This is a genomic window from Pseudanabaena sp. CCNP1317 (assembly GCF_034931345.1).
In the GTDB taxonomy this organism is placed as follows: Bacteria; Cyanobacteriota; Cyanobacteriia; order Pseudanabaenales; family Pseudanabaenaceae; genus Pseudanabaena; species Pseudanabaena galeata.
The window spans coordinates 1-19,465 of the sequence record NZ_JAYGIF010000020.1; the positions used below are offsets into that span (position 1 = coordinate 1).

Here is a 19,465-nt window from a genome sequence, read left to right on the forward strand (position 1 = left end):
ATATTTACAAGCATTTATGTGTGAGAATATTAGCTACTTACATTGGTTTAGGAGGATAGTGATTTTAAGCTGAAATCACTATTTTGATAGGTGTAGTGTATCCATTTTTGGTGTTTCTTCACTTTTGGTTCAACACTTCTGGATCTCATGTTTTAGGAATATATAAATTGATTGAATTGTATCAATACCAAATAAATCTTTACAATAGAATTCTTAGTGGCAACAATAGAAATTTCTGCTTCTCTCTTTTTATTTAAAAACACAATTAAAGATTTTTTTGTAAATATTTAACTGATGTTATAGCGTTCCTAAATAGATTGCGAGAGTGCGCCCCTTCGGGGCGCACTCTCGCAATCTATTTAGGAGCGCTATAGGTGGAAGAAACAACGCCAATTCAAGGATGATCTCGTAATACGCTAATCCCCATTATAGCCATTTGCACTCAAATCCAAATCAAGAAAGACTTTGAAAGTGTTGCAAAGCAACACTTTCAAAGTCTTTCTTGTAGTTCATTGCTTGCCCTTGATAACGCTCTTTACTCCAACAGATCTCGTTACATTGCATGCTTAGAATTGACACTTTGCTTTAGCAGATTGATGCTTAAGCACCTTGCTAGATCTTTCTGGAATACCAAATGAGTTCTATAACAAAAATAGAAACCCCACAACAACTAACAAGCTAAAAATGATTTGATTAAACATTGGTTGGGGAATCCATTGATTCACTTTGCCGCCAATATAAACCCCTAAAAAAATACTCGGTAAAGACCATAAAAACAAATGCCAAACTGTGGGAGTCCATAGCCCGACGAGTCCATGCCCTGCAATGGTGGCAATCCCTGAAAATAGAAAATAGCATTGCATCGTTGCTCGAAAATAGTCAGGTCGCCAACGGCGTAATGTTCCATAAATGGCGATCGGAGGTCCATTGGTGTTGTATGCACCACCGAGAATGCCTGCAATAAATCCAAAGATAAACGCATATTTTTCATTCTGGAGCCTCGGCATTCTTGGTGTAACGAGGTTGCCGATACCATAAAGAATCAGCAGTAACCCAAGGATTACTTTGACTAATCGTTCAGGAGCATAATTGAGGAGTAATAGTCCAAGGGGAACACCGATAATCGTCGCGATGATCAATCGCCAAGCTGATTTAAAGTCAACGGATTTAGGATCACTGATCAGGATCGTAAGACTAATCATGAATCCCATAAAAGCAACGACTGGAGAAGCAGTCTGGAGGCTCATAATTAGTCCCAGCAATGGCATAGCAAGTAAAGCATCGCCAAACCCCACAGCAGAACGGACAAATGTACAAACAAAAAGAATAAAAGCTGTTAAAACTGTCAGGGTTGGTGATGCCATGAATTCACTATTCTGCAATAGGTAAGAATGAGCATCGCTCATTCTTACCATTTAATAAAAGATTAATAAAAGATCTTGACTAATCCATAGCTAAATATAGAGATAAACAACCAAGAACCTGCTCCTAAATAAAGAGGTTTAAGTCCAGTTTCCCGAAGCTGTTGTAACTTCGTTTCTAAACCCATCGCAGCCATTGAGATTGTCAATAAGAACTTGTTGATTTGCCCGATCGCACTTTTAAACTCACTTGGGAAAATATTCAAGCTATTCAGAATGATCAATAAAATGAAATAAAAGATAAACCAAGGAATTGCGATCGCAGTTGGTGATTGATGATTATAGTTTTGCTTACGCTGGGAATATAGATAACTAATGCCTAGAATGACAGGTGCTAACCATAATACTCTTGATAACTTAGTAATACTTGCTAATTCGCCACTAATTGGACTGACTTGATAAGCTGCCGCCAAGACCTGCGCCACCTCATGGATCGAAGCTCCGCACCAAATACCAAAGGTCTCAGGAGTCAGACTGAGCAAAGTTGGTAATAGTGGATAAAGGAACATTGATAGAGTTCCAAATATGGTGACAATCGCTACGGCATAGCTGGTATCGCGATCGGAACTATGTGTAGCGCTACTAGTGGCAACTACGGCGGAAGCTCCACAAATGGATGTCCCTGATGCGATCAAATAGGTTAAGTTCTTGCTAACTCCTAATTGTTTTCCTAGCCAGTAGGTAAAGCCAAAGGTGCTAAATAATGTAAATATAATCAATCCAATTCCTTTGACTCCGATTGCCAAGACCTGCACAAAGCTGAGTTGCATTCCTAAGAGAATAATTGCGAATCGCAAAATTCGCTTCATGGAGAAGGTTACGCCCACTTGGCAATAAGCTGGCATTCCGATGATGTTGCGAAATAGAATGCCGAGAATAATCGCAATAATCAAGGGACTGAACAGATCAAATATTGGTAGATTTCGCAATAAATAGGCTATTACCGCTAAGGCGATCGTCAGGTAAAGTCCATAGATATGTTGAGAAACCCATCTCCAAACTTGCGAAGGTGAAGATATGTTCATCGTTTTTCTCTTTTTCTTCTTCCCCCTTTTTAAGGGGGATTGAGGGGGATCTTTGGTAACTTACGGTATTGCTGATAACTTGTGTCTACTTTAAGAATCACATAATGCTTAAAATTCCGTTTAAAATTAAGATCCCCGACTTTTTTGTAAATTTGCAAATTGTCTTTGCTTGCCTAGAAAAAGTCGGGGATCTGGGCATTTACAGGTTTCTTTTGCTGACCTACTTAAAGCTAGGAGGGTCGAACAGCCTCAAGAACTGGTTCGATGAGCTGACGTTCTGCAAAACTATGGTCAAGGGCGATCGCAATTTTGGTAAACACTTCCGCAACTGCCGAATGAGGATCGCTAAGGGTAAGCGGAGTGCCGATATCACCACCTGTACAGATTTTGGCATCAATGGGAACCTTTCCAAGCAAGGGTGCTTGCAGTTCATCGGCAAGTTGCTGACCACCGCCACTACCAAAAATTGGGTTGGGCGTACCACAATGTCCACAGAGCAGGTAACTCATATTCTCGATGATGCCGAGAACGGGAATGCCCACTCGACGAAACATATGAATGCTGCGACGGACATCGGCAACAGCGACCTGCTGCGGAGTCGTGACTAAAATCACGCCACAGATAGGACTTTCTTGCACGATCGTAATCTGAGCATCACCCGTACCAGGGGGCAAATCAATCAAGAGATAGTCTAAATCTCCCCATTCCACTTCTTGAATGAATTGGGTGATGATCTTGTGGAGAACTGGCCCCCGCCATGCAAGGGGATGATCGGGCGCGGCAAGTAACCCCACCGACATCACCTTAATCCCATGCGCCTCAAGGGGAATAAAGCGTTGACCTGTGGGTGTGTCTATTACCTTCACATCCTCTTGAGCTAGTCCTAGCATCTGTGGCACGTTTGGACCATAGACATCAGCATCTAGTAAGCCCACCTTGTTACCTTGCGATCGCAAAGCGGCGGCTAAATTTACGGCTGTTGTCGATTTGCCTACACCACCCTTACCACTGGACACGGCGATCGTGGTACGAACTCCAGCGATCGTGCAAACCTCCACATAGGACTTTTTGCACCAATCTAGAGACGATGACAAAAGCTCCATGATTTGCGCTTTGAGGGCAAATTGATGTTTACCCACATAGAGGCGCAGGTACACATAGTCATCGACAATTCGCAGATTTCGCACCATGCCCAAACTGACAATATCCATGTTCAGTATTGGCTCGATCACCGTTTTAAGCAGAGATTTTACCGCTAGCTCCTTGACCTCAACTTGGGGATCGGTCGGTGGTGGTACAGGGTGTTCTGCTCTTTGGAAGGGGGAAGTATGGCTAGGCATTGGAAGTCTCTTGAATGCTATCTTGGATGCTTTGAATGGCGCGTTGAGCAAAGATACACACATCGCGATCGGGGTCATCAAGGGCTTGCTGTAAAGGTGTGAGCGCCACGGGATTATTTAAAATCCGCATCGCAATTACACCTTCACGGCGCACGTCCGAATATTCATCGGTTAGAGCTTTGATGAATAGAGGTAAGGTGCGATCGGCGGCAATTTTTTGTAAAGCTTGGAGGCTAAACTTGCGAACTTGCCAATGCTGATCTTCGGCGGACTTTTCCAAAGCAGCGATCGCATCGGGATGAGCATGAGTAGTGAGAGACTTGGCGGCATTGCGACGCACTTCCCAATCTGGATCGTCAGTAACAGCTTTGCAGAGAATGGGTACAACTTCGGCATCCGCTAAATGCCCAAGGGTTAGAGCCGCTGCCCGACGGACTGTTGCTTCAGGATCGGACATCAAGGCGAGGGCAGGCTCGCAGCGCTCCACCTGATTTAAGTATCTGAGGGTGGTGATCGCCGCTTCCCGTAGTTCTGGCAAGGTTGAGTCAAAGAATGGCATTACATAGGGTAAGCACTGAGCATCATGAATCTTCCGCAATAGAAATAGAATATTCAGTTGGAGATTGATGTCATCGCGCAATAGTGCATCTAGCAACAGCAACAGATGATCGGGGGCAACCAATTCCCCTAAAGCGGATTTAGCCTCTTCGCGAATGTCTTCCACTGGTGAGGCAAGACATTCGACCAACGCAGGGACTGCCGCAGGGTTGGCGAGTTCCCAGAGAGTGGTAACTGCCAACTTTTGGACGAGGGGGCTTTCATCCTTGACGGCTTCTAGTAACGGCGCAAAGATTTCTTCATCACCGATATGTTGCAAGCTTTTAACTGCTACGAGGCGATCATCCACATTCGGTGATCGCAACATTTCTAACCATTGATCCATTTCACTATCCATGAAGCGTGCCTCCCTTAGCGTAATAAGAATGGAATTTGGACGGTGATCGCATTGGTGGGACATTCCTTTTCGCAAGGAAGACAAAACCAGCACTCATCGTATTTCATATAGGCTTTACCCGTTTCAGGGTTCTTTACCAATACATCAAGGGGGCAAACTTCAATACAAGCCACACACTTTTCCAAGCATTTAGACTCATCGACGATTACAGGTACGTCAACTCGTTGAGAGGTTAAAGCCATAATGATTTCTGATACTCCAAACTTTGCATATTGTGAACAAACCTTATTATGATCCTAATTAGCGCACAGCCACGTCATAAACTTCCGTTTCAACATTCACATCCACAATGTAAGGCTCAATCGGACGCTTGAATAGCACCATCTGATCAGCTTCATCCTTTTTGAGATGGACGTGGCAGAACCATTCTTCATTGTTCTTTTCAGGATAATCGACGCGATAGTGATAGAGACCCCAACGGCTTTCTTTGCGATAGAGTGACGCTCTCGCCGCCATTTCTGCACAATCACGAATAAAGTGAACCTCCATGCAACGCATCAGTTCATGGGGATCTTGTGCGCCCATCTGCTCGAGGCTAGAGTGGTAATTAACGAAATTGCTCAAGCCAATTTCCATGCGGTTCGCCGACTTGGGGGGTTGAAGATAGTCATTGACCAAGCGGCGCAACTTGTATTCAACTTGGGTATGGGGAATACCATTGGGGCGATCGAGTGGTGCATAGATGCGGGCTTTCTCGTTTGCCACAAATTCAGGATCGGGATCGAGATGTTCCAAACCTTGGACATACTCCACCGCATTCTCACCAGCGATGCGCCCAAATACAAAGGCTCCAATCATGTAGTTATGGGGAACACTTGCCATGTCACCAGCAGCATAGAGTCCTTTAATGGAAGTTTCGGCTTTCTCATTGACCCATACGCCCGATGCACTGTGACCACTACAGAGACCAATCTCGGAAATGTTCATTTCTACGCCCTTGGTGCGATAGTTCTCGCCGCGCCCTTGGTGAAATCTACCACGGCTAGGACGTTCATTTGCCCAGAGAATTGATTCGATTTCCGCGATCGTATTCTCATCCAAATGAGTCATTTTAAGCTGAATTGGACCTTTACCAGAGTTCAATTCTTTCCAAACCTCTAGCATCATTTGTCCACTCCAATAGTCACAGCTAATGAAGCGGTTGCCTTCTGCGTTGGCAGTGTAACCACCAAAGGGACTAGCCACATAGGCACAGGCAGGGCCGTTGTAATCCTTCATTAAAGGATTGATTTGGAAGCACTCAATGTTACTCAGTTCTGCACCCGCATGATATGCCATCGAATAGCCATCACCTGCATTGGTGGGGTTTTCATAGGTTCCATAGAGATAACCAGAAGCAGGTAGTCCCAATCTGCCACAGGCTCCTGTGCAGAGAATCACAGCTTTAGCTTGGATGACTACAAAATCACCATTGCGAACATCAAAGCCAATTGCCCCGATCGCTCGACCATCTTTAACCAATACACGGGTTGCCATGACGCGATTGGTCACTCTTGCCTTGTGGCGTTTGACCTGACGCGCCAAAATCGTTTTGAGATCCTTACCCTCTGGCATTGGCAATACATATTTACCAACGCGGTGTACCTGTTTGAGGTCGTAATCCCCCTGCGTATCCTTTTGAAACTTTACGCCCCATTGCTCAAGTTCTTGAATGACCGAAAAGCCGAGTTTACCAGTCTGATAGACAGCATTTTGGTTGAGAATGCCATCATTGGCGATCGTGATTTCACGGACGTACTGCTCTGGAGTGGAATTTCCGGGGATAACTGCCGTATTGACACCATCCATACCCATGGCGATCGCACCACTACGACGAATATTGGCTTTCTCTAGTACCAGAACATCGCCATCTGGATTGGCTTGTTTGGCTTTGATGGCTGCCATCGTTCCTGCTGTACCACCACCAATTACCAAAACATCTGTCTTGAGCCATTGAGTATTCAATTTGAAATCCTCCTCGTTTCTAAAGAAAGTCGAACCTGAATCATGGGAAAAATCACTTGAATATTTGTTCGTAAAATGTTGCTAACAATACAGACAAAATGACTGCAAGCGAATTTTAGAGAACTATGTTCATTGAGATCTATTTAATCCCTTTCAGAAATGCAACAATACAGTTTGTATTGCATTTCTTGACTTCATTATGCAATGGATTTCAGGGTTAGTTTATCGAGGTATTTTATAGACTGATAAATTCATTGAATCAATAGAATGTACCATTAGGTAAAATCATTACAGATAGATCATCCTACTTTTGTTGTAACTACCATGGAAGTTTATCAAATTCGTGTATTTCTTGAAGTGGCTCGGCATTTAAGTTTTACGGAGGCATCTGATGTTTTAAACCTTACGCAACCAGCAGTTAGCGCTAAAATCAAATCTCTAGAAACAGAGTTGGGTACTCCATTATTTCATCGACTGGGGCGCAAAATCCAGCTTACAGATGTGGGAGAATTCCTTCTTGAAAATGGTCCTAAACTAATCGATCTAGAAAACGATTTATTGCAGGAAATTGAGCATATAAAAAAGGGTAAATCTGGAATAATTAAAATTGGTTGTACTTCAGAAATAGGTAATGGATGGCTGCCAACAAAACTATTTGCGTACCGACAAAAGTATCCAAATTTACAAATCCAATGTAATATTTTTGATTCTGTCGAGTTGTTATATCGGAGCATCATTAATAATGAGATTGATATTGGCTTCTCCGATATTAATTTTGCCGATGTTGCCGAAATTTCTTCGATCGCGATCGCGTCAATTCGCTACTCGCTGTTTGTGTCTGCTCATCACCCCCTCGCCCACAAAAAGTGGCTTAGCCTTAGCGATTTAAAGCATCATCCTTGGGTGTTAATGAATTCTGAAGCCCCTAGCCGTAAGGTTTTGGAATCACGCTTGACAGAAATTGGGCTATCTCTTAGCGATTTTTCTGATGTGGAAACTGTAGACACATCCAGTCTCATGCGAACCTATATGACTCAAGGAGCATATTTGGGCTTTGCTTCTAATTTTGAATTCCAGTTGGAATGTCAAGCTGGGAACTTGATCGCAATTTCTTTGCAAGAATTTGCTTTGTCAGGCAGTGTCTTTTTACTAACTCCTAAGGGAATTAGCGAGATTAATGACTTAAATGATCATAAATTACCTAAATTGTCACGGGGGACTGTAGATCTCACACCTACACAAAAATTAGTAAAATTACTTCAAGAACATCAACAAGTAGATATTAGTACTAATGTTAATAATGCGATGCAAATGCGATCGCCTAGTTTCGCACTACGTACCGCTAATAGCAATCGACCTGAAACGCTCACCCTCTCGATTGGTATTCAAAATGGCACCATTCCCTCGGTGACGGCAGGGCTAATTATTCAGCGTTTGCAGTTGCTATCTCATTTTTTACCCAAGGATGGGCGCTACAGTGGCATCCAGTTTCAGATTGAATGGCAAAATTTTGCGACGGGTTCACCAATTGTGACGGGGCTAGATTCTGGAACATTGAATATTGGCATTTTGGGGGACTATCCATTACTACTGAGTGCTTTGCCAAATCCTGAGACAGCTCAGTACAACACTCGTTTAGTCAGCTTTGTGTCTAGTAATCCCGATGGTTCTGGCAATGCCTTCATCGTGCCACATCAATCAAAAGTAGAAACGATCACCGATCTGCGGGGGCAAAATATTGCTGTGCCATTACGGTCTTCGGCACATGGCATGGTGATGCGATCGCTACAGGCGGCAAACCTACTAGATCAGGTGGAATTAATCTCCCTTGAACATATTCAAGCGATTCGTGGCTTTAACTTTCCCTTACATTTAGCCGATAGCTATGCTCATTTCGCACCTTTCCATGATGTCGCTTGCCGTTGTGGAAAATTTCGCTATCTCGCTGATGGCAATCTCGATATTCTGCCATCCTTTTATGGTGTTGTTGTCAATCATGACCTCGCCGATCGCTATCCTGAAGTTGTGATTGCCTATTTACAATCCCTTAAGGCTGCCCAATATTGGTATGACAACACGCCTTCAGCTCCTGCTCAGGTGGCTCAATGGACTCGTTTGGATCTAGATTTAGTAACTGAGATTCTCAATGGTTCTTACCATCCTGAACAAACAGCACGATTCTTTTCGGAAACTGTAATCCGTCCCGACTGGCTGAAATTGCATATTGACCACCTCAGCAAGATTCCTAATAACGAAACCCTCACCAAAATTAATCTTGATCGCTGGATTCAGCCAGAATTTCTCAAGCAAACCTACCACTCTTGATAGTAAAGAAATGACAGCGCTTCGCGCTGTCATTTCTTTACTATTTTAGAAACCATTTAAGAATTGTCTAGATCCCCCCAGCCCCCCTTAAAAAGGGGAGAGAATTAAATTCTTCCCCCTTTTTAAGGGGGATTGAGGGGGATCTCTTAAAGCTTTTAACCGCAGAAAGTAATTCTTAAATGGATTCTTAAGCCTGTAATACCAATTCACAAAAGTGTGACAACAGTTTCGTGAATTAAAAGCCAAATGCAGTAAGGGTTTTAAAAACATAAAATGGCTATGCCATTTTATGTTTTGGTATAATTTAATATACCGCTCTTGTTTTTCTCAAGAAATGAAAAACAGACACTTTGCTCCTCTGTTTTTATGTAAGAACGATATAGCGATCGCGATCAATTTTTAACCATCCTTCATCTTGTAATAATTTCATGGCTCTAGTGACTGTGACACGAGTGCTGCTAATGGCACTAGCAAGGTGCTGGTGTGTAAAACGTACAGTCAGGCGAGTTCCACCATCAACAGGAATGCCAACTTCCTGCTTGAGCAGAAGTAGGATTTGGCGGAGACGCTCTTCTACCCGTTTATTACTAACTAGCGCTAGCAAAGCTTCCGTTTGCTGAAGGCGACGATTGAGATGTTGCAAAATGCCATGATAAAGTTGCGGCGATTGTTCTAGCTCAATCAAGGTAAACTGTATCAAGTCAACATCTGATAGGGAAATCGCTTGATAAGGTTCTAGATTAGTTAATGGTAAGCCAAAGGGCATAGCTTGCATTGCTAAGCCAACCAAAACTTCATCACCTGACGGATGCAAGGTATTTAGTTGCACAACACCACGACAAACCACCCAAACTTTATGAGGATACATGGGAATAATTTGTCCCCTCTTGTAAGTGTGCATGGTGTGACCACGATAAATTTCTTCGAGCGATCGCCGCCAATCGGTTACAGAATTTGTGGAATTAAGATCAAAGCTTGAGAACGTATATGCCATAAAAGCGTAAGGTACAAATAGACCTGTGGGGGAATAAGCTCAAGAAGTCTTTTAGTCCAATCTAGGACTATCAACTATTTTAGAACCCATTTAAGAATTGTCTAGCTCCCCCCCAGCCCCCCTTACGAAAGGGGGGAGAATCAATTAAACTCTCTTCTTCCCCCTTTTTAAGGGGGATTGAGGGGGATCTCTTAGAGTCTTTGACCGTAGAAAAGTATTTCTTAAATGGTTTCTTAGATTGGAAGTCTTAAAGGTTACTCTGATCAAGGATTTTCGTGGTTCTATCCATTGTTCCATAACAGAGTTAATATTCAAATTAGCCAATTAATCCTCAAATGCCATACTTTTTAAAGTCTCCTCACGAATCAGGTCGAATACATGACGATTGAGTTGCATAAATTCGGGAGTGAGCATTAAATCGACATGGCGGGGACGTTCTAGATCAATATTGACCATCGTTTTAATATGTCCAGGATTAACCCCCATCACAAAAATGCGATCGCTTAAAAATACAGCTTCCTCAATATCATGGGTCACAAACACTACCGTAGATTTTAAATCTTGCCAAATATCTAGCAATAGCTCCTGCATCATGTGACGGGTTTGGGCATCTAGGGCGGCAAAAGGCTCATCCATCAGCAATACCGAAGGCGAATTGACTAAGGCGCGAATGATACTCGCTCTCTGTTGCATCCCCCCCGACATCTGATAGGGAAAGGCATGGCGATATTTGGACAAGCCCACTCGATTTAAATAGTAATCAACAAGTTCTTTGCGTTCATCCTTAGGTACACCTCGCACCTTCAGCCCAAATTCCACATTTTGGAAGGTCGTTTTCCAAGGTAGAAGCGAATATTGCTGAAATACAAAACCGCGATCGGCCCCTGGTTTAATAATTCTTTGATAATCAACCAACACATTACCCACAGAAGGCTTGATAAATCCTGCGATCGTATTCAAGATCGTTGATTTACCACAGCCAGAGGGACCGAGCAGACAAATAAATTCCCCAGGTTGAATCGTAAAGTTGATGTTATCTAAAACTGAAGTAAATACTCCCTTGCGCCGAAAACCTACCGATAGATTCTCAACCTCTACTAACCCTTTAACCTGCGATCGCAGATTATTTTCGAGCAACTTTGCCATTAACGTAAATCCTTGCTATATGTCAGTTACAAAAAAACTTGGAACAAAATTAAATCCTTAATATTAAGCAGTTTTCTTTTTGGTAACGCGCCAAGGCATCAGCAAATGAATTAAACGCTCAACTAAACAAGAACTAAGAGAACCCATCAAACCAATCATCAACATACCCATGACAATCGGTGGATAGTTGGAGGTAACATAGGATTCCCAAGTGATATAACCAATGCCATAACGACCTGCCAAAATTTCCGCCGTTACCAAGCAAAACCAGCAATTTCCCATGCCAATGACCAAACCGCTAGCAATACTAGGCATCGCCCCTGGCACAACAATATCTTTAAATACATACCATTGTCCTGCCCCTAAACATTGACCAACCCGTAAAAGCAGCATATCCACTCCCTCTACTCCCTTAATCGTACTAATCAAAATCGGGAAAAATGCACCGATAAAGGTAATGTAAATCATGCCCGACTCAGCATCAGGAAACATGAGAATTGCTAAGGGAATCCAAGCTACCGCAGGAATTGGACGTAGTAATTCTAATGGCAGAAATACGAGATCCTCTAATTTCTGAAACCAACCAATCAAAATCCCTAAACCTACTCCTAAAATAGTGGCAAAGAAATAACCAGCCAAGACCCGAATTACACTGGATTGAATATGAATCATGGCATTGGTCGAGAAAAACTTGACCGTCGCTTCTGATACTTCTATGGGCGATGGCAAGAAGGAAAAGTTAATCCAGAAATTAAACTTCACCATACAAAGGATTTGCCAAACACCGAAAAATAAAACTATGGATAGTATTCTTCTGAATAGTTGATTACGCTTGCGTGCCGAAAATGGCTCTTTCACCACATCCGATGAGCGTCCGAATAAACTTTTGAGGGACAAACTAAAACTATTCCAAAATTCGATAGGTAGCGATCGCTCAGAAGGGATGTTAGACATCGATCATCTCCACAATATTAAGTTAATAGAGATGACTATGTAACGCGCAAAGCGCGTTACATAGTCATGGATTAGGTAAGCCTAATATAAGCATCACCAAGTTTTTGTTCTGTATTAGCAAATTACTAGAGCGCGTCAAAGGAGAGAACCTGAGCACCTTGGCTTGCTGCATAGGCTAGAGCATCCTTTTCAGTCAGGAATGCGGCAATATCATCACCTTTACGCACAAAGAAGGAATTTGCAGCTAGTAATTTCCAGCCTTTGTTGAAATCATGCACAAACACAGTGCTTTTGGCTTGTTTGCCTTCAGCTTTCAGTTTTGACACTGCCGTTACCATATTTTTGATAGAAGCGAAGTTTCTGATCTTCTCTTCACCCTCAACCCAAACCTGTGCCGCTAGTTTCGGCTCAGTAATTGCTTGCTTGGTTTCCGCATCTTCACCAGAAATTGGGAACTTTTCTGCCTTGGCTATCATTTCGTCATAGTTCAGCCCCATTTCTTTGGCAGCAAGTTTTAAGTAGCTGTCATCGGTGAGCTTCGTGATTTCCGCAGCATCAACCTTGGCATCCATTCTACCGAGTTGCTTGAGGGTATTGATGCTGTTGGTCATCGCTTCTAAATGGACAGGAAGAATTGCAGGACTGATTTGCTGTAAACCATTGGGTCCAATGAACATATAGACAGCTTCTTTTTCTACGCTTGTCCACTTCTCCATTTTTGCAGCGATCGCTTCAGGCTGTTCGCGCACCATTTGATTAGCTGCCAAGAGAGCCTTTAGGTAAGCAACAACTAGTTCAGGATGCTCTTTGGCAAAGTCAGAACGCACTACGACACCGTGAAATGTGGGTACGCCTAACTCCGCACCATCAAAGATCTTACGGGCAAAACCGCGTAAAGGGAATAGCTCACCAAAGGGTACAAAGTTAGCATGGGCATCAATCTGATTAGTCTTCAAACTCGTACCGCCAACTTCAGGTGCTTGGCTGACTAGCTTGACTTCAGTCTCAGGATTAATCCCTTCCTTCTTTAAAGCGCCCAACAACATACCGTGCGCTGCCGAGCCAAAGGGAACTGAGACTTGCTTTCCTCTTAAATCCGCAATGCTCTTGATCGGACTATCCTTGGGAACCATGACCGCATTGCCTGCTCCAGTTGCACCATAGGATAGGGTAGCAATATAAATACTATTAATTCCAGCACCTTTGTCTCTGAATGTATTCATATTGATGACTAAGGGAAAGTCACCCATCATGCCAATGTCAACTTGATTAGCCAACATCTTGTTATTAATTGGGGGGCCAGATGTATGGCTCGACCATTCAATTTTGTATTCGACATTCTCATATTTACCTGTCGTCGGCAAATACTTTTCAAGAAGCTTTTCTTCCCGAATAACGGGGCCGCCTGTCGCAGTATTAATGGTTTGATCTTGAGTTGCGATCGCAATCCGAATTACTTTTTTGTTGCCTGAAGAACTAGCTTGATCAGTCGGATTACTGACAACACTACTGCTACAGGCTGTGATTAAACTCAAAGAAAACAATGAGATAGAAAATAAAAATCTTCTACGAGAGGGCAGCTTTACATTCATGACAAACACTCTTGTATTTCTTTCTTCTCTATTAATTCAGGATGATCACTGCCTATCTGTAAATGTAGATACAAATCCTGTTCTAGAGAGAGTTTGATACATAAGAGAATTCATTTGACTCATAAAATAAATTTGTGAGTTAGTCGTTCTAGGACTTCGATAAATACCCCCAATATTGCATTGAGACTCGCTATTTGATACACACTTGGCATCAGACACATTAGGGCATAAACTAGTCATTGGGCGTGCTTAACGATGCTTTTCATAATCGTTATTTAAATTACTGCTATGCCCTTTCTTTCACATTTTTACTCTTTTGCAACCCCTACCCAGAATCGTGCAAGATCTTAGTTAACCAACTTTCATTCTTATTTCTGGATCTCCAGAATTTTTTTTGCATCTAAAAGTTCTTGATGTTTTTCTTTACTGACCTTTGGATACTTGAGATCCAATTCTTGCAACTTGGTATAAATAATGCCAGCTACGACCAGCCGCGTAAACCATTTGCGATCGGCGGGGATGATGTACCAAGGAGCATATTTTGTACTGGTGTGATTGAACATATCCTCATAGACACTCATGTAGTCATCCCAAAAGCTCCGCGCTTTCGCATCATTTACTGAAAATTTCCAATTCTTTTCAGGGCGATTAATCCGTTCGAGAAAACGTTCTTTCTGCTCCTCTTTGGATACATTGAGGAAAAACTTAAGAATGATCGTTCCATTATCGACCAGATACTTCTCAAAATTGTTGATTTCTTCAAAGCGGCGATTCCAAATATCATTGTCAATTAAACTGACAGAGAGCGGTCGCTGCTCTAGGATTTCTGGATGCACTCTTGTTACTAAGATTTCTTCATAATAAGATCGATTAAAAATCCCAATTTTCCCTCTTTCGGGTAAAGCCTTAGAACATCGCCACAAATAGCCATGATTTAACTCTTCTATCGATGGAGCTTTAAAGCTATGCACCTGACATCCTTGAGGATTAATACCTGACATTACGTGTTTAATCGTGCTGTCTTTACCAGCCGCATCCATAGCCTGAAAGATAATTAGCACAGCATGGGTGTTTTGGGCGTAGAGAACATCCTGATATTCAGCTAAGGCTTTAATACCTTCTTTTAATTGACCTTTAGCTTTCGACTTTTTGAGGTGATCGGCTTTGTAATCGGGATCATAGTCGTTGGCAAGAGAAATTTTTCGTTCTGGTGGCACAATAAAAGGACGAATTAAATCGTCAAGTTTTTTGATTGGGAATAAATTATCAAATTGATGAACTGTCATATTTTCCACAAAAAATTGTAATTCTATTTGATCCAGTCCGACCAACGCGCAGGTTTGTTGAGCGCGTTTGAGTGGGCTGACGGCTGAGCGACTCCTCAGAAAATTTATTGACTATTAATCGAGCTAGACAGAGGTGGGTCAGTACGGCTTAGCCTCTCTTCCACCACACCACTAAAATGACGTCAGTTCGACGAAAGCGAAAAATGGTAAGAATCGCTAAGCGATTCTTACCATTTTTCGCCATTTGCGGCGTGCGAAGCACGCCGCAAATGGCTATATCGAACTCACGTTAAAATGAGTGTCTAGTGCTTCATGACCTTCAATGTTATGCCCAGCAAGGATTTTGGTTTACACGATGTTCTCCTGTTGTGATTTTCTGTTGTAAGTGTGATTGGCTCAATATTTAAATGGAATGACCGAATAACTATCAATTACGAATTATTCTCGTTCTGTCCCCACTTCCAGTTACGAATTTCTGGCAAGTCCTGACCGTTCTGGTTGATGTACTGCCTGTGCTGAACCAGTTTGGCTTGCATCGCTTGCTTCAGGTCAGTTCCTTCAGCCCCTAAATGCGGTAGGCGATTAGTCACATCCATCACCAAATGAAAGCGATCGAGGTCGTTCAGCACCGTCATATCAAAGGGGGTAGTGATCGTGCCTTCTTCCTTATAGCCGCGCACATGGATATTGCTGTGGTTGGTGCGGCGATAGGTGAGCCGATGGATCAGCCAAGGGTAGGCATGAAAAGCGAAGATGACGGGTTTATTCTGAGTGAAAAGTTGGTCGAAATCGCGATCGCTGAGTCCGTGAGGATGCTCGCTTTCCGTTTGCAATCGCATCAGGTCAACGACATTGACCACACGGATTTTTAGGGTCGGAAGATGCTTTCTGAGGATGGAAACAGCAGCTAGGGTCTCTAGGGTAGGCACATCGCCACAGCAAGCCATGACCACATCGGGTTCACCACCGCGATCGCTACTAGCCCAGTCCCAAATCCCAAGCCCTGCGGTACAATGTTTGACCGCTTCCTCCATCGTTAGCCATTGCGGGGCTTGATACTTACCCGCGATCACCACGTTGACATAATGGCGGCTGCGTAAACAATGATCCCAAACCGACAGCAGGCAGTTGGCATCAGGCGGCAGGTAAACGCGCACCACGGAAGCTTTTTTGTTCATGACTAGATCGATGAACCCAGGATCTTGATGGGTCAGCCCATTGTGCATTTGTTGCCAGACATGGGAAGCCAGTAGGTAGTTTAGCGATGCAATTTTGCGCCGCCACGGTAGCTCCAATGAGACATTCAACCACTTGGCGTGCTGGTTGAACATCGAATCAACAATGTGAATGAAAGCTTCATAACTGTTAAACACCCCATGCCGCCCCGTGAGCAGATAGCCTTCTAGCCAACCTTCACATTGGTGTTCGCTCAACATCTCCATGACGCGCCCCTCTTGGGCGAGAAACTCGTCGTTTTCCTGAGTGCGAGCTTCCCATTGCCGATTTGTCACCTCGAATATGGCTCCCAATCGATCAGAAAGTGTCACGTCAGCCCCGAAGATCCGAAAATTACGTTGCGATTGATTGAGTTTTGCCACGTCGCGCAGGAACACGCCTAATTCATGGGTATCGGATGCGTTCACCGCCCCAAGGGAAGTTACTTGCACCGCGTAGTCCCGAAAGTCTGGCATGATCAGGTCATGCAGCAGCATTCCGCCGTTGGCATGGGGATTAGCACCCATACGCCGATCGCCTTTGGGCGCAAGTTCTGCCAACTCTGGCTTTAACCTCCCTTGTTCGTCAAAGAGTTCCTCTGGTCGGTAACTACGCAGCCATGCTTCAAGCTGTTGAAGGTGTTCGGGATGCGATCGCGGATCGGAGAGCGGTACTTGATGCGCCCGAAACGATCCCTCGATTTGCAAACCATCAACCCACTTTGGCCCCGTCCAACCCTTTGGCGATCGCAGCACAATCATTGGCCAGCGCGGACGCTTGCTGTTGCCGTTGACGCGGGCTTCGTACTGGATGCGTTTGATGTCGGCGATCACCCGATCTAGGGTCGTCGCCATGGACTCGTGCATTAGCATCGGTTCCTGTCCCTCAACGTAGTAAGGTGTCCAGCCATTGCCGCGCAGGAACTGATCGAGTTCTTCTGGTTCGATCCGCGCTAAGATAGTCGGAGTGGCGATCTTATAGCCATTGAGATGCAGGATCGGCAGCACCGCACCGTCGGTGATGGGATTTAGGAATTTATTGGACTGCCACGAGGTAGCCAGTGGTCCAGTTTCTGCCTCACCATCGCCAATTACGCAAGCCACGACGAGATCGGGATTGTCGAACACCGCGCCGAAGGAATGGCTGAGGGAATAGCCCAACTCACCGCCCTCATGGATCGAACCAGGACATTCTGGCGAGACGTGACTGGGAATGCCTCCTGGGAAAGAGAACTGTTTGAAAAGCTTTTGCAACCCAGCCGCATCCTGACTGATGTGGGGATAGATCTCGCTGTAAGTTCCCTCAAGGTAGGTGTTGCCAACGAGGGCAGGGCCGCCATGTCCAGGACCAGAGACATAGATCATGTTGAGGTCGTATTTTTTGATGACCCGATTCAAATGCACATAGATAAAATTCTGACCTGGTGTCGTCCCCCAATGTCCGAGTAGCATATGCTTGATGTCTGTCGGTACTAACGGGCGTTGGAGCAGGGGATTGTCTAAAAGATAAATTTGCCCAACTGATAGATAATTAGCGGCTCGCCAATAAGCATCAATTTTGACGAGCAGTTCTGAAGAAAGTGTATTTGCCTTCTTCTCTAGGAGAAGTGTAGTAGTTTCCATCGTTTAAGTCTCCTATGTAATCTCAATTCCAATTGTCTGTACAGCCTATTGAGGCTTTGAGTGGTACAGAGAAAGATTTGAAAGCGGTGCTTCGCGACGCTTTCAAATCTTTCTCTGGGTTTTAATTTAGCGCAAAGCCCTGTAAATCGCAGATGAGGATTTGGAATCTATTTCAATGGGAAGACTCCTTGGCAATCAAGTCCCCTACCCAATATACTTGTCGGTTGTAATGAAGATGCAATTTAGTTTCGTAATCGAGAGTTAGTAGAGACTCGTCTGTATATTCTGGCGATCGCTTGATAGTCTCGCGAGAATGATTCACAAAGACTTTTGATTCATCCCAACTAACTTGCTCGATCCATTGTGGAGAAATTAGGATCTTTTTCCCTAACCACCAGTTGTTTGTATCGATGATGAGATAACGAATCGCCCATGTTTCATCGTCAATAATAAAATCCTCAATATGACCGATCTCACCATCGGTGGCTTGAATGTGATAGCCACTCACCTCATGGGTGCTACGCAAATGGGAGTCCCACGATGATTTTTGTGGATTGAATTCTGTCATTAGCTCTGGGTTACGCTGAATGTAAGGATAAGCCCCCCACATATATGGTCCACTCCAATGCATCGGATATCCATAATACCCAACGTAGGACATTTCAAATTGCTGGGAGACGGGCTTGTCACTGCTCAAAGAGGGACTACTTTCAATCTGCTTCTTAGTCAGATCGATTGTGATGTCATGTTGTTCCTTAATCACTGCGACCAGTGCATAGGGAGAGAGCAACACCTGCCTCCCCGTAAGCCAGTTTCCAGTATCAGCGACTAAATAGCGAATAGTCCAATACTGATCATCGAAGTAGAATTCTTTGACCTTTCCGATTTCCCCATCAAGGCTATTTAAGCTATATCCATTAAGTGTTTTGGCTTTAGTTAACATCTTTGAGTCCTAATATCGTTCAGTATTGTAAATTCTCTAAAATAGAGATTGAGTCGTTAGACGATTTGAATTTATTGATTCCTATTACGCAAAAAACTGTCGAACCTTTGCTGCAATCTGCGGATTTGTCATACTGTCAGAGGTTTCCATGCCAACAATACTTGCGCCCAAATTATTTCCATTCATGCGCTCTTTAAGTTCATTTTTGGCACTACTTGGTCCAAATATAAAAATAGATTCTGCCTCACGAATGTAGTTAATCACTTCGTCATAATAAATGTTGAAATCTTGAGTGAGAGTTCTTTGCTGGCGATTATCGGCAGGTACTTTGAGCGATTCATAAATAATATTTAGGGAAGAATCACTAGTACGTCGAGGCTGAGATTCTACTTCTGATAGGATCTCTTTAATCTGCTCTCCTGTTTCGGTCATAGATACAATTACAGCTTTCTTGTGATCGATCCAAAGTCCTAATTTATTACTCTTATCATTCATTATATTCGCCTATATTTATTGAAGGTTACTACAAGTTCTATCTAAATAATCATTGTCACTTGCGATTAACATGACATCAGGATGTCTGAAATAATGTATATGCAATGTATGAGTTGAATGACTTGTATTACAACGTCTTAAAGCTTTA

At 43.5% G+C, this 19,465-nt stretch carries 15 protein-coding genes; 1 reads left to right on the forward strand and 14 read right to left on the reverse strand.

From position 1 onward, the window contains the following. Positions 1-641: 641 nt before the first annotated feature. The 6 genes from VB775_RS08295 to VB775_RS08320 form a co-directional block, all read right to left on the reverse strand. Positions 642-1,406 (reverse strand): sulfite exporter TauE/SafE family protein, encoded by a 765-nt coding sequence (locus VB775_RS08295; protein WP_281009790.1) that lies wholly within the window; start codon positions 1,404-1,406, stop codon positions 642-644. 20 nt (positions 1,407-1,426) lie between these two features. Further along, entirely contained in the window at positions 1,427-2,446 is a 1,020-nt protein-coding gene (locus VB775_RS08300; RefSeq protein WP_281009789.1) for a YeiH family protein, read from the reverse strand. A gap of 230 nt (positions 2,447-2,676) precedes the next feature. Then, positions 2,677-3,786, reverse strand: coding sequence for an Mrp/NBP35 family ATP-binding protein (locus VB775_RS08305; RefSeq protein WP_281009788.1), 1,110 nt, complete (start codon positions 3,784-3,786; stop codon positions 2,677-2,679). Beyond that, entirely contained in the window at positions 3,779-4,741 is a 963-nt protein-coding gene (locus VB775_RS08310; RefSeq protein ID WP_281009787.1) for a HEAT repeat domain-containing protein, read from the reverse strand. Before VB775_RS08310 ends, VB775_RS08305 begins: the two co-directional genes overlap by 8 nt. A 14-nt stretch (positions 4,742-4,755) precedes the next feature. Continuing rightward, the gene (locus tag VB775_RS08315) at positions 4,756-4,983 is read right to left on the reverse strand and encodes a 4Fe-4S dicluster domain-containing protein (RefSeq protein WP_281009786.1); all 228 of its coding nucleotides are present in this window, start codon (positions 4,981-4,983) and stop codon (positions 4,756-4,758) included. Between the two features lie 58 nt (positions 4,984-5,041). Then, positions 5,042-6,745 carry a fumarate reductase/succinate dehydrogenase flavoprotein subunit gene (locus VB775_RS08320; RefSeq protein ID WP_281009785.1) on the reverse strand — a complete coding sequence of 568 codons (1,704 nt, stop codon included), beginning with the start codon at positions 6,743-6,745 and terminating at the stop codon, positions 5,042-5,044. 324 nt (positions 6,746-7,069) lie between these two features. Between VB775_RS08320 and VB775_RS08325 the strand changes: the two genes are divergently transcribed. Beyond that, complete coding sequence (locus tag VB775_RS08325; protein WP_281009784.1) at positions 7,070-9,070, forward strand: LysR family transcriptional regulator; 2,001 nt, start codon at positions 7,070-7,072, stop codon at positions 9,068-9,070. A 364-nt stretch (positions 9,071-9,434) separates the two neighbouring features. Here VB775_RS08325 and VB775_RS08330 read toward each other — a convergent pair whose 3' ends face one another. From VB775_RS08330 to VB775_RS08365, 8 genes are all read right to left on the reverse strand, one after another. Continuing rightward, on the reverse strand, positions 9,435-10,064 hold the full coding sequence (locus VB775_RS08330; protein ID WP_281009783.1) for a Crp/Fnr family transcriptional regulator: 630 nt from the start codon (positions 10,062-10,064) through the stop codon (positions 9,435-9,437). A 324-nt stretch (positions 10,065-10,388) separates the two neighbouring features. Further along, entirely contained in the window at positions 10,389-11,210 is an 822-nt protein-coding gene (locus tag VB775_RS08335) for an ABC transporter ATP-binding protein (RefSeq protein ID WP_281009782.1), read from the reverse strand. A gap of 63 nt (positions 11,211-11,273) precedes the next feature. After that, on the reverse strand, positions 11,274-12,164 hold the full coding sequence (locus tag VB775_RS08340; RefSeq protein ID WP_281009781.1) for an ABC transporter permease: 891 nt from the start codon (positions 12,162-12,164) through the stop codon (positions 11,274-11,276). 125 nt (positions 12,165-12,289) lie between these two features. Beyond that, the gene (locus VB775_RS08345) at positions 12,290-13,756 is read right to left on the reverse strand and encodes an ABC transporter substrate-binding protein (RefSeq protein ID WP_281009780.1); all 1,467 of its coding nucleotides are present in this window, start codon (positions 13,754-13,756) and stop codon (positions 12,290-12,292) included. A gap of 368 nt (positions 13,757-14,124) precedes the next feature. Next, entirely contained in the window at positions 14,125-15,042 is a 918-nt protein-coding gene (locus VB775_RS08350; RefSeq protein ID WP_281009779.1) for a polyphosphate kinase 2 family protein, read from the reverse strand. 431 nt (positions 15,043-15,473) lie between these two features. After that, entirely contained in the window at positions 15,474-17,879 is a 2,406-nt protein-coding gene (locus tag VB775_RS08355) for a phosphoketolase (protein ID WP_281009778.1), read from the reverse strand. Between the two features lie 172 nt (positions 17,880-18,051). Beyond that, entirely contained in the window at positions 18,052-18,822 is a 771-nt protein-coding gene (locus VB775_RS08360; protein ID WP_281009777.1) for a PRC-barrel domain-containing protein, read from the reverse strand. A gap of 84 nt (positions 18,823-18,906) precedes the next feature. Next, complete coding sequence (locus tag VB775_RS08365) at positions 18,907-19,317, reverse strand: hypothetical protein (RefSeq protein ID WP_281009776.1); 411 nt, start codon at positions 19,315-19,317, stop codon at positions 18,907-18,909. Positions 19,318-19,465 lie beyond the last annotated feature (148 nt).

What these genes read in the sequence shown, in the direction of transcription:
- VB775_RS08300 (WP_281009789.1), bottom strand. Translation starts at nt 2,446, where the DNA reads ATGAACATATCTTCACCTTCGCAAGTTTGGAGATGGGTTTCTCAACAT.
- VB775_RS08295 (WP_281009790.1), bottom strand. Translation starts at nt 1,406, where the DNA reads ATGAGCGATGCTCATTCTTACCTATTGCAGAATAGTGAATTCATGGCA.
- VB775_RS08310 (WP_281009787.1), bottom strand. Translation starts at nt 4,741, where the DNA reads ATGGATAGTGAAATGGATCAATGGTTAGAAATGTTGCGATCACCGAAT.
- VB775_RS08360 (WP_281009777.1), bottom strand. Translation starts at nt 18,822, where the DNA reads ATGTTAACTAAAGCCAAAACACTTAATGGATATAGCTTAAATAGCCTT.
- VB775_RS08305 (WP_281009788.1), bottom strand. Translation starts at nt 3,786, where the DNA reads ATGCCTAGCCATACTTCCCCCTTCCAAAGAGCAGAACACCCTGTACCA.
- VB775_RS08340 (WP_281009781.1), bottom strand. Translation starts at nt 12,164, where the DNA reads ATGTCTAACATCCCTTCTGAGCGATCGCTACCTATCGAATTTTGGAAT.
- VB775_RS08345 (WP_281009780.1), bottom strand. Translation starts at nt 13,756, where the DNA reads ATGAATGTAAAGCTGCCCTCTCGTAGAAGATTTTTATTTTCTATCTCA.
- VB775_RS08315 (WP_281009786.1), bottom strand. Translation starts at nt 4,983, where the DNA reads ATGGCTTTAACCTCTCAACGAGTTGACGTACCTGTAATCGTCGATGAG.
- VB775_RS08330 (WP_281009783.1), bottom strand. Translation starts at nt 10,064, where the DNA reads ATGGCATATACGTTCTCAAGCTTTGATCTTAATTCCACAAATTCTGTA.
- VB775_RS08325 (WP_281009784.1), top strand. Translation starts at nt 7,070, where the DNA reads ATGGAAGTTTATCAAATTCGTGTATTTCTTGAAGTGGCTCGGCATTTA.
- VB775_RS08350 (WP_281009779.1), bottom strand. Translation starts at nt 15,042, where the DNA reads ATGACAGTTCATCAATTTGATAATTTATTCCCAATCAAAAAACTTGAC.
- VB775_RS08355 (WP_281009778.1), bottom strand. Translation starts at nt 17,879, where the DNA reads ATGGAAACTACTACACTTCTCCTAGAGAAGAAGGCAAATACACTTTCT.
- VB775_RS08365 (WP_281009776.1), bottom strand. Translation starts at nt 19,317, where the DNA reads ATGAATGATAAGAGTAATAAATTAGGACTTTGGATCGATCACAAGAAA.
- VB775_RS08335 (WP_281009782.1), bottom strand. Translation starts at nt 11,210, where the DNA reads ATGGCAAAGTTGCTCGAAAATAATCTGCGATCGCAGGTTAAAGGGTTA.